At 59.9% G+C, this 15,542-nt stretch carries 9 protein-coding genes and 8 pseudogenes; 13 read left to right on the top strand and 4 right to left on the bottom strand.

The window, feature by feature from the left end; genetic code table 11:
• The coding region (locus tag O7A70_RS32500) for a phytoene desaturase family protein (protein WP_337143993.1) at positions 1-1,507 on the bottom strand (1,507 nt) is incomplete at its 3' end.
• Between the two features lie 306 nt (positions 1,508-1,813).
• Between O7A70_RS32500 and O7A70_RS32495 the strand changes: the two are divergent.
• Positions 1,814-2,081: pseudogene (locus O7A70_RS32495) on the top strand (transposase); the annotation flags it as partial.
• Here the strand turns inward: O7A70_RS32495 and O7A70_RS32490 are convergent.
• Positions 2,078-2,274: pseudogene (locus tag O7A70_RS32490) on the bottom strand (IS481 family transposase); the annotation flags it as partial. The pseudogenes O7A70_RS32495 and O7A70_RS32490 sit on opposite strands and share 4 nt — an antisense overlap.
• A gap of 113 nt (positions 2,275-2,387) precedes the next feature.
• Positions 2,388-2,603, bottom strand: coding sequence for a hypothetical protein (locus tag O7A70_RS32485; RefSeq protein ID WP_337143992.1), 216 nt, complete (start codon positions 2,601-2,603; stop codon positions 2,388-2,390).
• A 439-nt stretch (positions 2,604-3,042) separates the two neighbouring features.
• On the opposite strand from O7A70_RS32485, the gene O7A70_RS32480 reads away from it, so the two are divergent.
• From O7A70_RS32480 to O7A70_RS34390, 11 genes and pseudogenes are all read left to right on the top strand, one after another.
• Complete coding sequence (locus tag O7A70_RS32480) at positions 3,043-4,482, top strand: amidase (RefSeq protein WP_337143991.1); 1,440 nt, start codon at positions 3,043-3,045, stop codon at positions 4,480-4,482.
• A gap of 165 nt (positions 4,483-4,647) precedes the next feature.
• Positions 4,648-5,700, top strand: a complete 1,053-nt coding sequence (locus O7A70_RS32475) for an ABC transporter substrate-binding protein (protein WP_337143990.1) — start codon at positions 4,648-4,650, stop codon at positions 5,698-5,700.
• Between the two features lie 121 nt (positions 5,701-5,821).
• Positions 5,822-7,204 carry an amidohydrolase family protein gene (locus tag O7A70_RS32470; RefSeq protein WP_337143989.1) on the top strand — a complete coding sequence of 461 codons (1,383 nt, stop codon included), beginning with the start codon at positions 5,822-5,824 and terminating at the stop codon, positions 7,202-7,204.
• A gap of 52 nt (positions 7,205-7,256) precedes the next feature.
• The gene (locus tag O7A70_RS32465; RefSeq protein ID WP_337143988.1) at positions 7,257-8,579 is read left to right on the top strand and encodes an aspartate aminotransferase family protein; all 1,323 of its coding nucleotides are present in this window, start codon (positions 7,257-7,259) and stop codon (positions 8,577-8,579) included.
• Positions 8,580-8,651: 72 nt separating this feature from the next.
• Positions 8,652-9,350: a CoA transferase subunit A gene (locus tag O7A70_RS32460; RefSeq protein WP_337143987.1), complete on the top strand. Its 699-nt coding sequence runs from the start codon at positions 8,652-8,654 to the stop codon at positions 9,348-9,350.
• 12 nt (positions 9,351-9,362) lie between these two features.
• Positions 9,363-9,992 carry a 3-oxoacid CoA-transferase subunit B gene (locus tag O7A70_RS32455; RefSeq protein WP_337143986.1) on the top strand — a complete coding sequence of 210 codons (630 nt, stop codon included), beginning with the start codon at positions 9,363-9,365 and terminating at the stop codon, positions 9,990-9,992.
• Positions 9,993-10,131: 139 nt separating this feature from the next.
• Positions 10,132-10,861, top strand: a pseudogene (locus tag O7A70_RS32450) (site-specific integrase); the annotation flags it as partial.
• Between the two features lie 308 nt (positions 10,862-11,169).
• Complete coding sequence (locus tag O7A70_RS32445) at positions 11,170-11,343, top strand: hypothetical protein (protein ID WP_337143985.1); 174 nt, start codon at positions 11,170-11,172, stop codon at positions 11,341-11,343.
• Positions 11,324-11,828 (top strand): annotated as a pseudogene (locus O7A70_RS32440) (recombinase family protein); the annotation flags it as partial. The gene O7A70_RS32445 and the pseudogene O7A70_RS32440, both read left to right, overlap by 20 nt.
• Positions 11,805-13,123 (top strand): annotated as a pseudogene (locus O7A70_RS32435) (IS701 family transposase). The pseudogenes O7A70_RS32440 and O7A70_RS32435, both read left to right, overlap by 24 nt.
• A gap of 51 nt (positions 13,124-13,174) precedes the next feature.
• Positions 13,175-13,931, top strand: a pseudogene (locus tag O7A70_RS34390) (IS630 family transposase); the annotation flags it as partial.
• Between the two features lie 244 nt (positions 13,932-14,175).
• Here the strand turns inward: O7A70_RS34390 and O7A70_RS32420 are convergent.
• Positions 14,176-15,171: pseudogene (locus tag O7A70_RS32420) on the bottom strand (IS110 family transposase).
• A 71-nt stretch (positions 15,172-15,242) separates the two neighbouring features.
• Between O7A70_RS32420 and O7A70_RS32415 the strand changes: the two are divergent.
• A pseudogene (locus O7A70_RS32415) lies at positions 15,243-15,404 on the top strand (IS630 family transposase); the annotation flags it as partial.
• Positions 15,405-15,542 lie beyond the last annotated feature (138 nt).

The following is a 15,542-nucleotide window of genomic DNA, read 5'->3' as shown; positions in this document are numbered from 1 at the left end:
AGGCACCACATTGATAGAGGCCTCGGATCGGCGAACGGTAATCCGAATAGTGAGCCGCCGGTCGCTTAAAGAACATCTGGTCGATAGTCATATCACCATGATTGATATGACCGCTGGGGATATTGAGCTGTTCCTCTATGTCTCGGGGAAGCAGCAATTGGCTATCGATAACGCCATCCGAGAAACCCGGGGCGAAGCTGTCGATGGTGTCGAGCACAGATTTGAGGAAACGCGGACGTTCCTGTCCCCACGAGCCCCCAGTGAGTTCGTAGCTAGTATGCCCACCGTATATCTGCACGATGTGCTTGCCTTTCGGTGCCAGGTCTGGCTCGAGAACGGTCGGCTGCGTGATGATCATGGACGGCCGCGATGAGTACCAACCGGGCGCAGCCTCCTGGTAGGCGCGTTCGAGGTATTCCATGTCCGGCGCGACCTGGACGACCGCTGGATTTTCCATCCGCGCCTCGCCTTTGTCGAACGAGGAATACTGCGGCAGTGCTTCACAGGCTATATTCAGTTTAAAGGCGGCTCCATTGGTCTTGAAACGAGAGATCTCCGCGACAAATTCGCCCGGGAGCTCTGATGAGGCGACAAGTTGACCGAACATAAGTTTGGCATTGAGGTTCCCGACTACGGTCTTGGCATGGTATTCATCGCCATCCTTGGTCACCACAGAGCGGACGCGTCCGTCCTGGGTTTCAATCTTGATCACTTCCTTTTCCAGAAGGATATCGACCGCGTGATCGCGGGCGCAAGCAGCCATAGCTTGAGTTATTGAACCCATGCCGCCAACGATCTGGCCCTTAATCGCGTCCTCTTCGACTCGGCCGGTGCTGCCGCCGTGGAGGGCCAGCCACGCCGAACCTGCGGTCTTAGGCCCGATAAGACTTCCGCCGACCGCGAAGGCGAATGCGGCCTTAACCTCGCTAGTTTTGAACCACCGGCTGAGGTATTCCTCAGAGCTTTGGGTAAAGAGATCTATTAGCTTGTAGAAGTCCGCGCCCACCATGCGGTTGGCCCATAGAAACTTTGCCGTTTTGATCCGGCCGCTGATCGAGTCTGCGACGAGGTCCACCGGAGTCTGGAGTTTGAGGTCGTGTACGAACTCAGATACGCCGGCGAGATGGGCGCGGAATTCTGGATACTTCGCCGCGTCGGCTTTCGAGAAGCGCGACAGTACCGCCTGCATCTCAGCCATGTCCCCTCCCATGATCATCGACCGGTTGTCGTCGACGGGCCGAAACACACGGTAGTCCGCTTTGAAGGATTTTAGCCCATATTTCCTGAGTTCGAGGTCCGAGACGACTTTGGGGTGGATCTGTGCCGCAATGTACGAATAGACCGAAAAGGTAAAGCCCGGAAAGATCTGCTCCGACAAAGCGGCACCGCCAACGACGTGCCGACGTTCGAGCACAATCACTTTGAGACCCGCCTTAGCGAGGTAGCAGGCGCAAGAAAGACCGTTATTCCCGCCGCCAATTATAATTACGTCGTATGTCTTGCGCATTGCCGGTGTCCGTTGATGAGGCCCCGTTCTTAACCGGGCGCATGAAAGCCTGAGGGTGCCACCGTCTTCCGCGGACCTCGACGGGCCACCATCCGTCGCATTCACGCGGCGGTCACGCCGATTTTTTTATGCTGGGAAACGGATCGTTATGTCTGCGGCCCCCTATTGCCGCGGTCAAATGGGCGAGCGAACCTTACCTCGGCTGTTGATCCTTGGGGCGAGCGCTACGGTGCGCTGGTTCATACGCAAGGGTACGACGACGGGCTTGGCTCTCGCGGATGCTTGAACGCAAACCGCCCATGCTAGCAGGAGGAATGGATTGATCTCGACCGCCGCATCGAGGCTTTGGATCGGGAGTTCGTCAAACTGGCCCGCAACGATGCAGCCGCTCGCGTCTGACGTCGATCCCCGATATTGGTCTTTTCAATGCCACCGCTCTCGACGGCGCTGTAGGGGACGGCACGACCTTCCCAAGAGCCCGTGATATCGGCGCATGGCTGGGGCTCGTGCCCCGGCAACATACCACCGGCAACATACCACCGACGGCAAACCCAGGCTGCTCGGCATCTCCAAGGCCACGATACGATCGGTCACCGCCTGTTCGGTCATGCCGGGCATGACCTTGGGCCGGGACGAGCGGTCGACGATGCCGCCGCGCTCTTCGGCCTTGTAGCGCTCGACCCGACGCGCCACGATCTTCGCTGACACACCATATTTCCGCGCCGCATGGGCTTTGGAAAGACGGCCTCAATGATCGACAGCGCCATCTCCTCTCAACGCAGCGTCAGATGGGCATTCTTGTGGATGTTCATTCGGACCCTCCGGTGAGTGCTGAAGCCTGGTAACTCCAGTCTCCTCGGTCCGGTCCGAATGGACAACCTCACGAAAGCTCACACCTAGGCACCGCCATCTGCCCAACGCTGAACCGGTGCAACAGGCTTGCTGCGGTGCAACCGCCGAAAATCTGCCAGGTTGCAAAGCCCTTGACCTGGCGGTCGCGGTCTTCGCTGGGGCGAATAGCGGTGCCAAAGCGCAGCGACATTTCGTATCCGCCGACAATTGCTGCAATCGCCGGAATCGCGGGATGAAAGCGCAACGACGTTCCGAAAACAGTGCTTGGGCCGCCGAATTGATGCGCGCGAGATAGGGCGTCATTTGCCCCGCCCCATGCGTGGCGCTTCCCGCGATCATGCTGCCGACATGTTCATCATAAGTGAAGTTGGCGACCACAGTCCGCGCGTTCCAGCGGTCGATCAGCTTTGTGTCGCAGGCAGGCCGCTGGTGGGAGAGTGTCGCGCTCCCGCCACGGACCATTTTGTGTCGGAATTCCCACCAGCGGTAGGAAGCATCAATGGGAGAGGGGCACGAACCGTGCTGGTTTAACTTCCACGGCTATGGCCCGCGTCAGACTGAAAGCGCAGGTCATAACGCTCTCGGTTGCAACATAACGGTTTCTAGTTGCAGCACGGGCGCCCACAGGTTCCTTAGAGGCAGGCTGCCGGACTAACCTGCTGAAGCGTGGGAGCGCTATCAAGATGAAGCTTAGCGAGTACGTCCACTTCGACGCATGCGAATTAGCATCTCTGGTGAAGGCAAAGGATGTGACGGCAATCGAACTGTCACAGCTTGCATATGCTGCTTTTAATCAGGTCAATCCGAGCATTAACGCGGTTATCGAGTTCTATGACGACTTCGAGACAGTAGAAGCAGCCGATTCAGGCCATTTCCAAGGAGTGCCGTTCTTCCGGAAAGACCTCGGACCCGGAGAAGCCGGGCGCCTGCAGGAAAAAGGGAGCAGGCTGTTCCGTGGATACCGGTCGGCCGCGGATGGTGCGTTTGTCAAATTGGCAAGGAGGGCGGGCTTGCGCCTGATGGGTCGAACCGCGACCTCGGAGCTCGGCATGTCGGGGGCAACCGAAACTCTCCTCCACGGCATAACGCGCAATCCCTGGAACTTGGCTTTGACGGCTGGTGGTTCCTCGGGCGGCGCTGCGGCCGCGGTCGCTGCGGGTATTACACCTATCGCTCATGCCAGCGACGGCGGCGGGTCTATTCGAGGTCCGGCAGCATGGTGCGGTCTTGTCGGCCTGCTCCCTTCTCGAGGCAGGATTTCGTCGGACGGCAACGAGGACCATGCCGGAGGCCGGGTCAGGGATTTTGTGATTTGCCGGAGTGTCCGAGACATGGCCGCAGCACTCGACGCGTTTTCCGGGCCCCAACCGGGCGATGCCTTCATCATTGTACAACCAGAGCGCCCGTTTTTGGACGAGCTCGATCGTTCAACCGGAAGGCTGAGGGTGGGAGTGGCGCGGGACACTTGGGGAGAGCTGGCCGTCGCTCCAGAGGTTATGCAGGCAGTTGACGATACTGCGGCGCTTCTGGCGGAGATGGGCCACGAAATCACGGAAATTGCGCCGCCATTCAATTTTGAAGAATTTGTTACGCTGGCCCTCTCTGAAGCAGGCGCCTATATGAACGGGCTAGAGGCTGCTGCCCGCTTACGCGGCCGTTGCGTCGGCGCCGAGTACCTTGAACCGCTCAATCTGCAGTATTTGGAGTACGGCCGTAACGAGTTAGAGGTTGACGGAAACGCGCTTCCCATTCTAGCGCGGCAGGAGGCGGCCGTAAGACGGTTGCGGCTGCAGGTCGCGGAAGCGACCGGCGCTTTCGACATCCTGCTCACACCAAGTCAGCCGTTTGTAGCGCATCCCCATGGGGTGCATAGCCTGCTCCACACCGAATCCTCGGTAGAAGAGTGGACGAGGCGCGGTTACAAGGGCTGCCACTTGCCGATCTTTAACATTACCGGCCAACCGGCTGTGTCGCTGCCCCTCGCTGAGAGTGTCGACGGGCTGCCGATAGGTCTGCAAATCGTTGGGCGCTTTGGGGATGAGGCAACCTTGATTCGGGTCGCACGAGACCTGGAGGAGGCGAGGCCGTGGAAGCATCGAAAGCCCCAGTTATTTGCCGGCTGAGAAGGGATTCGCCTGGCCGCATAAGCATTACGGCTTCCCCATAACGTTTCCGCCATTAACAACGCGGGGCCTTTGGCGGACCCTCATGCTCAACAACAACGAAAGGGGAATTCGATGATAAGCAGACGCGGTATACTCCAACGCAGTGCGGCAGTGGCTGCGGGTATGATCATTCCACGGTTCGCCTTGGCACAGGCAACCGCCTCCCTTGTAGAGGCCGCCAAGAAGGCCGGGCAGGACCGCGTTGTGATTAACATGGGCAGCGGCGTCTACCGGGATCTCATGACCGAACTCTTCTTCCAGCCGTTTACTAAGGACACTGCGATCACAGTCACTCCGGTGGGCGGCGACCAGTCAGAAGATCTGGCTCGTTTCAAGGCAATGTCCCAGGCAGGCACGATGGAATGGGACCTGTTGGGCGCCAGCTATGAGGTCGCCTTGTCCGCCGAGTTCAAGCCTTATTTCGAAAAGCTCGGCGAGAACTGCAAGGATCTTCCCAACGTGCCTGCAATGGGGATCAAAGGGGCTTGCTTCGGGTCCGCAGTGCTCTGGGATCCGGGCGGGTCGGTTCTCACCTACGATGAACAGGCTTTTCCGAACGGGGGCCCAAAGAACTGGGTCGATTTCTGGGATGTCGAGAAGTTCCCTGGGGCTCGCTCGTTGCCAAACTTCAGTCCTTGGGTGGTCTTAATGGCCGCTCTGATGGCGGACGGGGTGCCTGCCGACAAGCTTTATCCTTTGGACGTCGACCGGGCCTTCGCTAAGCTTGACAAACTGCGTCCGCACATCTCGGCGTGGTGGACCAGCGGCGACCAGAGTCAGCAACTTCTCCGCACAAAGGAGGTCGTCGCTTCCATGCTCTGGAATGGTCGAGCAGCCCGCTTGAGGCAAGAAGGCAGCTCGGTCCAGTATACTTGGGATGGTGCTATCTTCGAAGCCACGCTGTTCGGCGTCACCAAGGGTGCTCCACACCCGCTCGCGGCAAAGGCTCTGCTAGATTTCATGTATACGCGACCTGAAGCGCACGCGGCCTTTATCAAGAAGATGTTTTATGCGCTCCCTAACAAGGACGCCGCCGCGCTGCTGGAGCCCGATGTCGCCGCGAACCTCGTCACGGCGCCTCAGAATTGGTCGAAAGTCGCTCGAATGGACGGCGATTGGATTTCCGCCAACCGTGCGAGCGTGACCGAGCGCTGGACGAAGTGGATCAGCGGTTAAACCCAATTAACAAAGGCGGCCGGGTGTTTGAGCCATCGGCCGCCTTCCAATTTCAACCGTTCATCGGGCGGCTATTCGCCTCCTGTCGCCGACAAATACGTTTACGATGAGAATCCCTCACATGCAAAAAGAACCCGTCGATATTCTAATCCTGAACGGGGATGTCTTTACCGGGAACAGGGCGAGTCCTCACCACCGCCCTGGTGCTCTGGCCATCAAGGATGGGAAGATTGTCGTCGTGGGGCTCGAGGCGGACATCGCGTCAGCCTATAGCGCTCCGACAACAATCAACGCGGGCGGGGCACTAGTGCATCCGGGCTTTATTGAGACCCATCTGCACATGACCGGAATGCCATATCACGGCGCCCCGTTCTCCCCGGCAGGGGGCGTGGTGAGTAAAGTTAACTACGCTTCCCTCAAAGTGGCAACGACTCCCGAAGTAACGGCCGCATATTCGTCAGCGGCGGCCTGCTCGCTGCTCCAGCGGGGTTTCACGCTCCACTTCGAACCTGGGACGGTCTTTGAAACCGACGCATTTGCGGATGCTATGACGCGGTGTGGGATCAGGGCAATGGTTTCCGCTCCTTTCGGATGGGATGACCTCTCTTCGTTTCGGGACATTTTCCCGCAGTTGCATAATGATGCATTGGCCGTCCGGGCACCGCCCGACGCGCAGCGCGTCATCGACCAATGTAGCTACGAGCTTAGGCGTAATAAGGACGAGAATGCCCTGGTCCGAGGGTATGTCTGCCTCTACGGAGAAGGCACTGCAACTGACGAGCTGACGCGGCAAGCGGCAAAGCTTGCCGCGGATTCGGATGTCATCCTTTGGCAGCACCAATCGTTCCTGTCGGAGTTTGTGGACGACGAGAAACGCAAGCGCGGTGATTCCGGGGCCGTACGCATGCATCGCTTGGGCGCACTCAAGCCATCCACTATGCTGGCCCATATGAACGTTCTCGACGCAGCAGACGTCGAACTCATTATCTCCGAAAAGCCGGGGCTCTCATGGTGCCCCAACAACGCCCTCGGTTACCGGGTTACCCCTCCGCACAAATGCTGGTTTCCATATCTTTATAAGCGGGGGGTGAGCGTTTCGCTAGGCGTCGACACAAACGTTATCCATCCGCTTGGGATCGCGGGGCTACTCAGCCTCTACCTCTCTGCTTCAATTGGCGAACGGCTCCACGACTCCGATCCGTTCTACATGCAGACGATTGACGCGGCCAGGAACGTCGGAATGGGTGACCGCATCGGAAGCCTTGAGGTCGGCAAACGGGCAGATGTGGTGATCCGAGAGGCACGCGACATCACCCATTATTCTTGGCGTGACGATATGGGGGGGCTGCTCGCGCTGTCATCGTCGATGATCCCCGTTGACACAGTTGTGGTTGACGGCAAGGTCGTGATGAAGAGCGGGAGGCTAGCCACCCTCGATCAGGATGGCATTCTTGCCGAAGCGCTGCGGCAGCGTGATGCGCTCGCGGCGAAGCTGGAAGGTTGAGCTAGGCATCGCAGGTGCTCACCTAAGAATTCTGATGAATTAAGGAGCCGATATGGAATGGTTGGTGGCCGAGAAAGCGACCGATATTGATGTGGAACTCGGAGCGCTTGAGTCCCGCTACGCAAAGCAGAATGCGATCAGCAAGGCGAAACGCTTGGCGGCAAGCCGCTTTCTTCCGGGGGGCAATTCGCGCGCCGTCCTCCATTACGATCCGTTTCCCATCTATATCGCTGGAGCCGCCGGGTCGCGCGTGACCGATGTCGATGGCAATAGCTACGTGGATTTCACCAATGACATGACTGCCGGCTTCTACGGTCATTCCAACCCGCTGATTTTAGCAGCGATTGCCCGCGCGCTCGACGGCGGCATAAGTTTTGGGGGTCCCCATGAGATGGAAATTGCGCTCGGCGAGGCGATCTGCAATCGTATCGGCTCGATCGAACGGGTGCGCTTCTGTAACTCTGGGACGGAAGCCAACCTTGTGGCAATGAGGTTGGCGCGCGCAGTGGCGGCGCGTCCATTGGTTCTAGCGTTCCACGGCGGCTATCACGGTAGCATGGCGACGTATCTTAATGTAGACGCTCCATTGAATGTAGATACTTCCACGATGCGCTTCGCGAAGTACAATGATGAAGCAGATGTTAGGCGCATTTTCGGGGAATGTGGGACGGAGATCGCTGCCGTGATCGTTGAACCGATGATGGCAAGCGGCGGTGGGATTCTGGCTGAACCAGCCTTCCTCAAATTCCTCCGGAGGTTTACCACAGAAAATGGCGCACTGCTTATCTTCGACGAGGTGGTCACCTCGCGCCTGTCCCCCGGTGGCTTCCAGGAAATCGTAGAAATAGCCCCCGACCTCACAACGCTCGGGAAATCCATCGGAGGAGGCCTCACGTTCGGCGCTTTCGGCGGCCGTGCGGGTGTGGTCGACCGCCTTGACCCCACTCAGCCCGGCGCCATCCTTCACAGCGGGACGTTCAATAACAACGTTCTGACAATGACCGCCGGATATGTAGGCCTGACGAAGGTTGCTACGCCGGCGGCCCTGCAGGAAGTTAATGACCGGGCTGACAGGCTGCGTGAAACTCTCCTGGACATTTCCTACCGAAACGGTCGAGCCCTGACCCTGGGAGGTTATGGATCAATTATTTCATTGCACTTCCAATCAGAGGTGCCTCTGAACCCGGACGCAATTAAGACTTCGGCAACTCAGCGAAAACTGTTCCATCTTGATATGCTGTTGCGCGGGTTCTACTCGCCCCGACGGGGCACGATCAACCTCTCGCTCGCGACCACCAACGACGACTGCGATGTGTTTGCTCGGGGGTTTGCCGCGTTCCTTGAGCGTTACGGTGGGTTTTTCCCTGCGCACTGAGTGCTCGATTGGTCGCGCGCCCTGCGCCACCGCTCTGGACAATCCGCTGTTCGCGCTAACTTAGGGCTTGGAATGGATAAGGTATATCCGGATGCACTCGCCGCACTAAATGGGCTCCTTTTCGATGGCATGCTTATAGCTGCTGGCGGATTTGGACTGTGCGGTATTCCGGAGCTACTCATTCAAGCCATCTGCGATTTTGGCACGCGCGAACTAACAATCGCATCGAATAACTGTGGCGTTGACGATTTCGGCCTGGGCCTGCTCCTGCACAAAAGACAGATCAAGAAGATGATTTCTTCTTACGTCGGCGAGAACGCGGAGTTCATGCGACAGTACCTGAGTGGTGAGTTGACGATCGAGTTCAACCCGCAGGGAACGCTTGCGGAGCGGATGCGAGCTGGTGGATCTGGCATTGCGGGGTTCTACACAAAGACCGGAGTGGGTACTCTCATCGCATCTGGAAAAGAGCAAAAGGTTTTCAACGGTGAAACCTACGTTCTGGAAACTGGCATCAGCGCGGACATTGCCATCATAAAGGCCTGGAAGGCCGATACTGCCGGCAATCTGGTGTTCCGCAAGACGGCTCGTAACTTCAACCCCCCAGCCGCCAAATGCGGCAGGGTTTGCGTAGCGGAAGTCGAGGAAATCCTTCCCGTAGGACGGATAGATCCCGACCAGATCCATCTTCCCGGCATTTATGTGCACCGACTCGTTCAAGGCGCCCACGAGAAGCGGATAGAGCAGCGCACCATCAGCGCTACAGCCTGAAGGAGAGGGTGTATGGCTTGGGATCGCAATGATATCGCCGCCCGCGCCGCACGGGAACTGCGCGACGGCATGTACGTAAATCTGGGCATCGGCATACCGACGCTCGTCGCCAATCACATTCCGACGGGATTTCGCGTCACGCTTCAATCGGAAAACGGCATGTTGGGGATCGGGCCTTTTCCCGAGGAATCGCGGGTGGACCCGGACTTGATCAACGCCGGTAAGCAGACTGTCACCGAGTTGCCGGACACCTCGTTTTTTGACTCCGCGGAGAGCTTTGCGATGATACGGGCGGGGAAAATCAACATGGCTATTCTCGGGGCGATGGAGGTTTCCGAGGAAGGCGATCTCGCGAACTGGATGATACCAGGTAAGCTTGTCAAAGGTATGGGCGGCGCCATGGATCTGGTCGCCGGCGTTCGCCGCGTCGTTGTGGTGATGGACCACACCAACAAGGCCGGAGAGTCCAAAGTGTTAAGAGAATGCAGCCTACCGCTGACCGGGTGCAAGGTGGTGAACCGCATCATCACCAATTTGGGCGTGCTGGACGTAGTTTGCGGCGGCCTCAGGATCGTCGAGCTGGCTGACGGGGTGACCGACAATGATCTACGCAACGCGACCGAAGCGACGTTGGTCGGCTAGAGCATGATCCGACCTGATGGAATCGTGATGGATTGAACGAAGCCGCTAGCGCGGCATTTGGCGGATCGGTTTGCGGGTGACGCTTCTGTTTTGAAGAATTGCGGCTGTTGAAGCGCAATCTTGGAACAGGAGCACTGAGATGGCCGAGTTGAGCCCTCTTCGCCGGCGCATGATCGAAGACATGACGATCCGCAATCTGTCGCCGGCCACGCAACGATCCTACGTGCACGCGGTGGCGAAGTTTTCCCGCCATTTCGGCCGATCCCCTGACCGCCTTGGCCTTGAAGATGTCCGCGCCTTTCAGGTGCATCTGGTCTCGACCGGGATCTCGTGGCCGGCGCTGAACCAGACGGTGTGCGCGTTGCGGTTCTTCTACGGCGTGACGCTCGGCCATGCCGAGATTCCGGAACGGATCGTCTATGCCCGCTCGCCACGCACGCTGCCGGTGGTTCTCAGCGCCGACGAGGTCGTCCACTTCCTGGAGGCAGTGCCGAGCCTGAAGACGCGCACGGCGCTGACGACCGCCTATGCAGCGGGTCTTCGCGCCTCGGAGACCGTCGGCCTGAAGGTCGGCGATATCGACAGCGGCCGCGGCGTCATACTCGTTCGTCACGGCAAGGGAGATGCTATCGGCGCAGCTTCTTCGGATCCTGCGGGTCTACTGGCGACTGGCGAAGCCGCAGGGCTGGCTGTTTCCCGGCCGGAACGCAACCCGTCCCATCGACGTGCAGGTTCTGTATTCGGCCTGCCGCTCGGCGCGCGCCGCCGCCGGCATTGACAAGCGGGTGACGGTGCACACGCTCAGGCACTCCTTCGCCACGCATCTGCTCGAGAACGGCACCGATATCCGCATCATCCAGGTGCTGCTCAAAACAACGACAAACTGCCCGCCGCCAGCGGGAAGAAGGGCGGATTTACTATCCATTTCATCCGCGCTCCGGCGAGACGGTGCTCATCCTGAGGCGCTATGCCTACCGTGGTGCCGAGTTGGTGGTTATTCCGCAGCCTGACGGCTCCCTTGCCTGCATACCGGCGTGGATGATGCGCGAGGCCGCAGCACACTTCAAGCTATCGGCTGAGCCACGGTTTTCCCTTGGGGCCTTGCAATCCCTGCGCGCCGAGATCGATGCGCTTTTAGGATTTCTCCAGTCCGACTCAGCGACGGAGAAAGATCAGAATGAAGCGCCAATCCGAAAGTCCCCAACCGAGCCTGTTCGAAGAGGGCGAGCCAAGCGTTGTGCTGACACCCGCACAGGAGACCGAGCTGGCGATGCTGGTGGAGGCCTTGCTGCGCGAGATCGCGATGGCACTGGCAAACGGGGAGATCGCAAATGACCAAAATTACGGCTGAGCATCTTGCGCGCAGCGCCTTCGTCTATCTACGTCAGTCGACGGCCGATCAGCTTATGCACAATCAGGAGAGCCGGCGCCGGCAATACGGGCTCGCCGATCGCGCTCGGCAGTTCGGCTGGGCCACGATCGAGGTCATCGACGATGATCTCGGCCGCTCGGGCGGCGGCATCAATCGACCAGGCTTCGAGCGGCTGCTGGGGGCGATCTGCGAAGGGCATGCGGGCGCCGTGTTCGCGATCGAGGCCTCTCGGTTGGCGCGCAACGGCCGCGACTGGCACACGCTGATCGAGTTCTGTGGATTGGTCGGGACCGTCATCGTCGACGAGGACGATCTACGATCCTCGGCATCCCAATGATCGGCTATTGCTTGGCATGAAAGGCACGATGAGCGAGCTCGAGTTGTCACTGTTCCGTCAGCGCTCGCAGGAGGCACTGAAGCAGAAAGCGCGCCGCGGCGCACTGTTCCTGGGTGTCGCCGCCGGCGATTTGGAGCAGTGGCTTGAGCCGTTCGTCTCGGCGTTGAGGCACAAGACGCGTGCGCGGATGTGTCCGGCCTATATTGCTGGGCTGATTGGCCTTGGGGGATCGCAAGAGCATCCAACCGATGGCGGCGCGCGACGCAGGCGTCAATTATGACCAGCTGCACCACTTCATCGCGAGCGGCGTGTGGGATGCTGCGCCGCTGGAGAAGGTGCTACTTGCGGAGGCCGACAGACAAGTTGGCGGGAACGATGCGTGGCTGATCGTGGACGACACCGCGCTCCCCAAGAAGGGGCGCCACTCGGTCGGCGTCGCGCCGCAATATGCCTCGGCGCTTGGCAAGAACGCCAACTGCCAGACGCTGGTGTCGCTGACGCTGGCCTCTGGCGAAGTGCCGGTCATGGTGGGGCTGCGGCTGTTTCTGCCCGAGAGCTGGACTTCCGATCCCGCCCGGCTCGACCGTGCCGGTGTGCCCGCGGACCATCGCGCCTACAGGACCAAGCCCGAAATCGAGCTGGCCGAGATCGACCGGGCTCGCGCAGCCGGCCTACGCTTTGGCTGCGTGCTCGCCGATGCCGGAGATGGCTTGAGGGCCCCCTTCCGGCAGGCGCTCACCGAGCGCGGCCTTACCTGGGCCGTCGGTATCCCGTTCAAGCAGAAGGTCTATCCCGCCGACGTGGCAATGATCTTTCCCCTTGCCGGACGCGGCCGTCCGCGCCAGCGGCATATCCCCGATGTGAAGTCGATGACCGCGCAGGTGATGCTGGAGACAGCCCCATGGCGCGCGGTCAGTTGGCGGCGTGGCACCAAAGGCGGCCTCTCGGCGCGCTTCGCCGCTGTCCGTGTCCGGGTTGCAGATGGCCCACCCAGCGCATCCGCGACATGGGCGCTCAGCATCTGCCCGGCGAGGAGGTCTGGGTGATCGGCGAGCACCGCTCGACCGGCGAGCGCAAATACTACCTCTCCAACTTGCCCGCCGACACCCCGCTCAAGCAGATCGCAGGCGCCATCAAGGCGCGCTGGGTCTGCGAACAGGCGCATCAGCAGCTCAAGGAGGAACTTGGCCTCGACCATTTCGAGGGGCGCTCATGGACGGGCCTGCACCGGCACGCGCTGATGACGATGATCGCCTACGCTTTCCTGCAATCTCGCCGTCTCAAACAAGCGGGAGGGGGGAAAAGAATCCTTGGCCCGCCGCCCCAACCGAGCCTACCCGCCGTCAGGCAAGCCATCCTCACCGCGCTTGCGCAGCCGCCCCCAATCCGTTGTCCCCACTGCCGCAAAACCCTCTCCGCTAAAAGATCTGCCAAAGTAGTGCTAGACCCATATCGGAGGATTTACGTTCGCGAGTGATCGCAGCGGTTGAGGGTGGCCTGTCGCGGCGGGCCGCGGCGGATCGTTTCGGTGTTTGCGTGGCAAGCGCGGTCCGCTGGGTCCGCGAATGGCGAGAGAGCGGCGCGACGCGAGCAAAGCCCCAAGGCGGAGACAAGCGCTCCCAGCGGATCGAAGCCTATCGGGATACGATCCTGGCGGCGATCGAAGGTCAGGACGACATCACGCTGGTCGAGTTGGCTGAATTTCTCAGGGCCGAGCATGCGGTCGTGTTCGCGCCGAGCACGATCTGGCGCTTTCTCGACCGTCACTCGATGACCTTCAAAAAAAACAGCGCACGCCAGCGAGCAGGATCGGCCCGACGTGCTCGCGCGGCGACGCGCCTGGTTCAAGGCCCAGCCTGATCTCGATCCCGAACGGTTGGTCTTTATCGACGAGACCGGCGCGTCGACGAAGATGGCTCGCCTGCGTGGACGGGCTAAGCGGGGCATGCGGTGCCGGTCTCCGATCCCGCACGGGCACTGGAAAACGACCACTTTTACAGGCGCATTGCGCCTGACGGGCATGACTGCGCCGATGGTCCTCGACGGACCGATGACGGGTGAATGGTTCGCCGCTTATGCCGAGCATGTACTGGCGCCTACGCTTCGAGTTGGTGACATCGTCATCCTCGACAACCTGCCCGCTCACAAAGTCACCGCCGCCCGCCAAACGATCGAAGCGGCCGGCGCGCGAATGCTCTTCCTACCGCCCTACAGCCCCGACTTTAACCCGTGTATGGATGGCTCCTGCGGGTCAAGGGTGGCGGATCGGGTTTGGTGAACAGGTCGGTTGCGGCCATGTATACGGCGTCTGAAGATGCAACGGGATCGCTGCGCGCCCTGATGAATATCCGCTTGGAGAACAGGTCCCACTCAATCGAGCGCGCTCGAAGCGCTTCGGGTTAATCGGGGTGTCCTGGTTCTTCGTCTCCGTTGTTCGCCATCACCTCACTTTGCCCTGACCATTTCGAGAGCCGTCAGGCGGTCTGCGGCTCGTAGCGTGATCCGTCCCTGAGGACGGCAAATATTGTTCTTGCCATGCGATGCGCCAAGGCGACGGCGACGACTTTCGTCTTCTTCCGGGTCAGCATGCTCGATAGCCAGTCCGCTTGAGTCTACGTCTGAGCATGATCTGCGCCATGGCGCCCAGATACAGCAATCGCCGGATATATCGGTTACCCATCTTCGAGATCCGACCCACCCTCTGCTTGCCGCCGGTGGAGTGTGGTTTGGGAGTGAGACCGAGCCAGGCAGCGTAGTCCCTTGCGCAGTCGAAATTGTCGACATCCGGCGTCGTCGCCGCGATGATCGTCGCCGATAGCATGCCAACACCTGGGATCGTAGCCAGGCGCTGGCTAGTCTCGTTTTGCTGGTAGGCGTCCACTATCCCGTCGGTCAGCCGCTCGATCCGCGTGCTCGTCTCGGCCAACTGATCGAAGAGCAAATCCACAGGCATCCGCGCCACTTCCGGAAGCTCGCCCAGGTGTTCCTTCAATCGATCGACATTCTGCACACCCCGCAGCTATGATACCGAACTCCGTCATGTGGGCTCGGATCGCATTGCCGATCTGCGTGCGTTGGCGAACCAGAAAGTCCCGCGTGCGGTGAAGAACCAGGACCGATGAGCAGGCTTCGCTCTTGATGGCGACAAACCGCATGGAGGGGCGCGTCACCGCTTCGCAAATAGCGGCCGCGTCCGCAGCATCCGTCTTCCCGCGCTTCACGTAAGGCTTCACATAGGACGGAGGCATCAGCCGGACGTCGTGCCCCATCTCCTGAAGCCTGCGCCCCCAGTCGTGAGAACCTGCGCAAGCCTCCATACCGATCAGGCATGGAGGACGCTTCTGGAAAAACGCAAGCAACTGGCTACGGCGTAGCTGGCGGCGCACGAGAACGCGGCCGTTCTCGTCTACGCCATGGATCTGGAAGACGCTCTTTGCGAGGTCGATACCAACTGTGGCAAGCTCGGACATGGATGGCTCCTGTGTTCGGGACGACAACATCCCAACTATGGCGCAATACGACGCCGGGAGAGCCATCCACACCATCAATCGAGAATGCCTTCTCCAAGCTGAAGTCGATCCTCAGGAAAGCCGCCGCACGCAACATCCCCGAGCTTTGGGACGCAATCCGCGACGCCCTGCCACGCTTCACCGCCGAGGAATGCTCAAACTACTTCTCCGCCGCAGGATACGAGCCCGAGTGATCAGATTCTGCTCTAGCAGGCTTCTCTGATTGGGGTCGTTGAGGTCAAGCTCCTCCTGATATTTTTCCGGATCATGTCGCCCCGCGGGTCACTCGCTTCTCTTCGCGGTCGGCGCGGAGCCGCCGCATGATGGGGTCA

Origin of the sequence: Mesorhizobium sp. Cs1299R1N1 (genome assembly GCF_037179655.1) — a bacterium.
In the GTDB taxonomy this organism is placed as follows: domain Bacteria; phylum Pseudomonadota; class Alphaproteobacteria; order Rhizobiales; family Rhizobiaceae; genus Mesorhizobium; species Mesorhizobium salmacidum.
The sequence above is the reverse complement of the archived record's forward strand: the minus strand, read 5'-3'. Positions and strand labels throughout refer to the sequence as shown.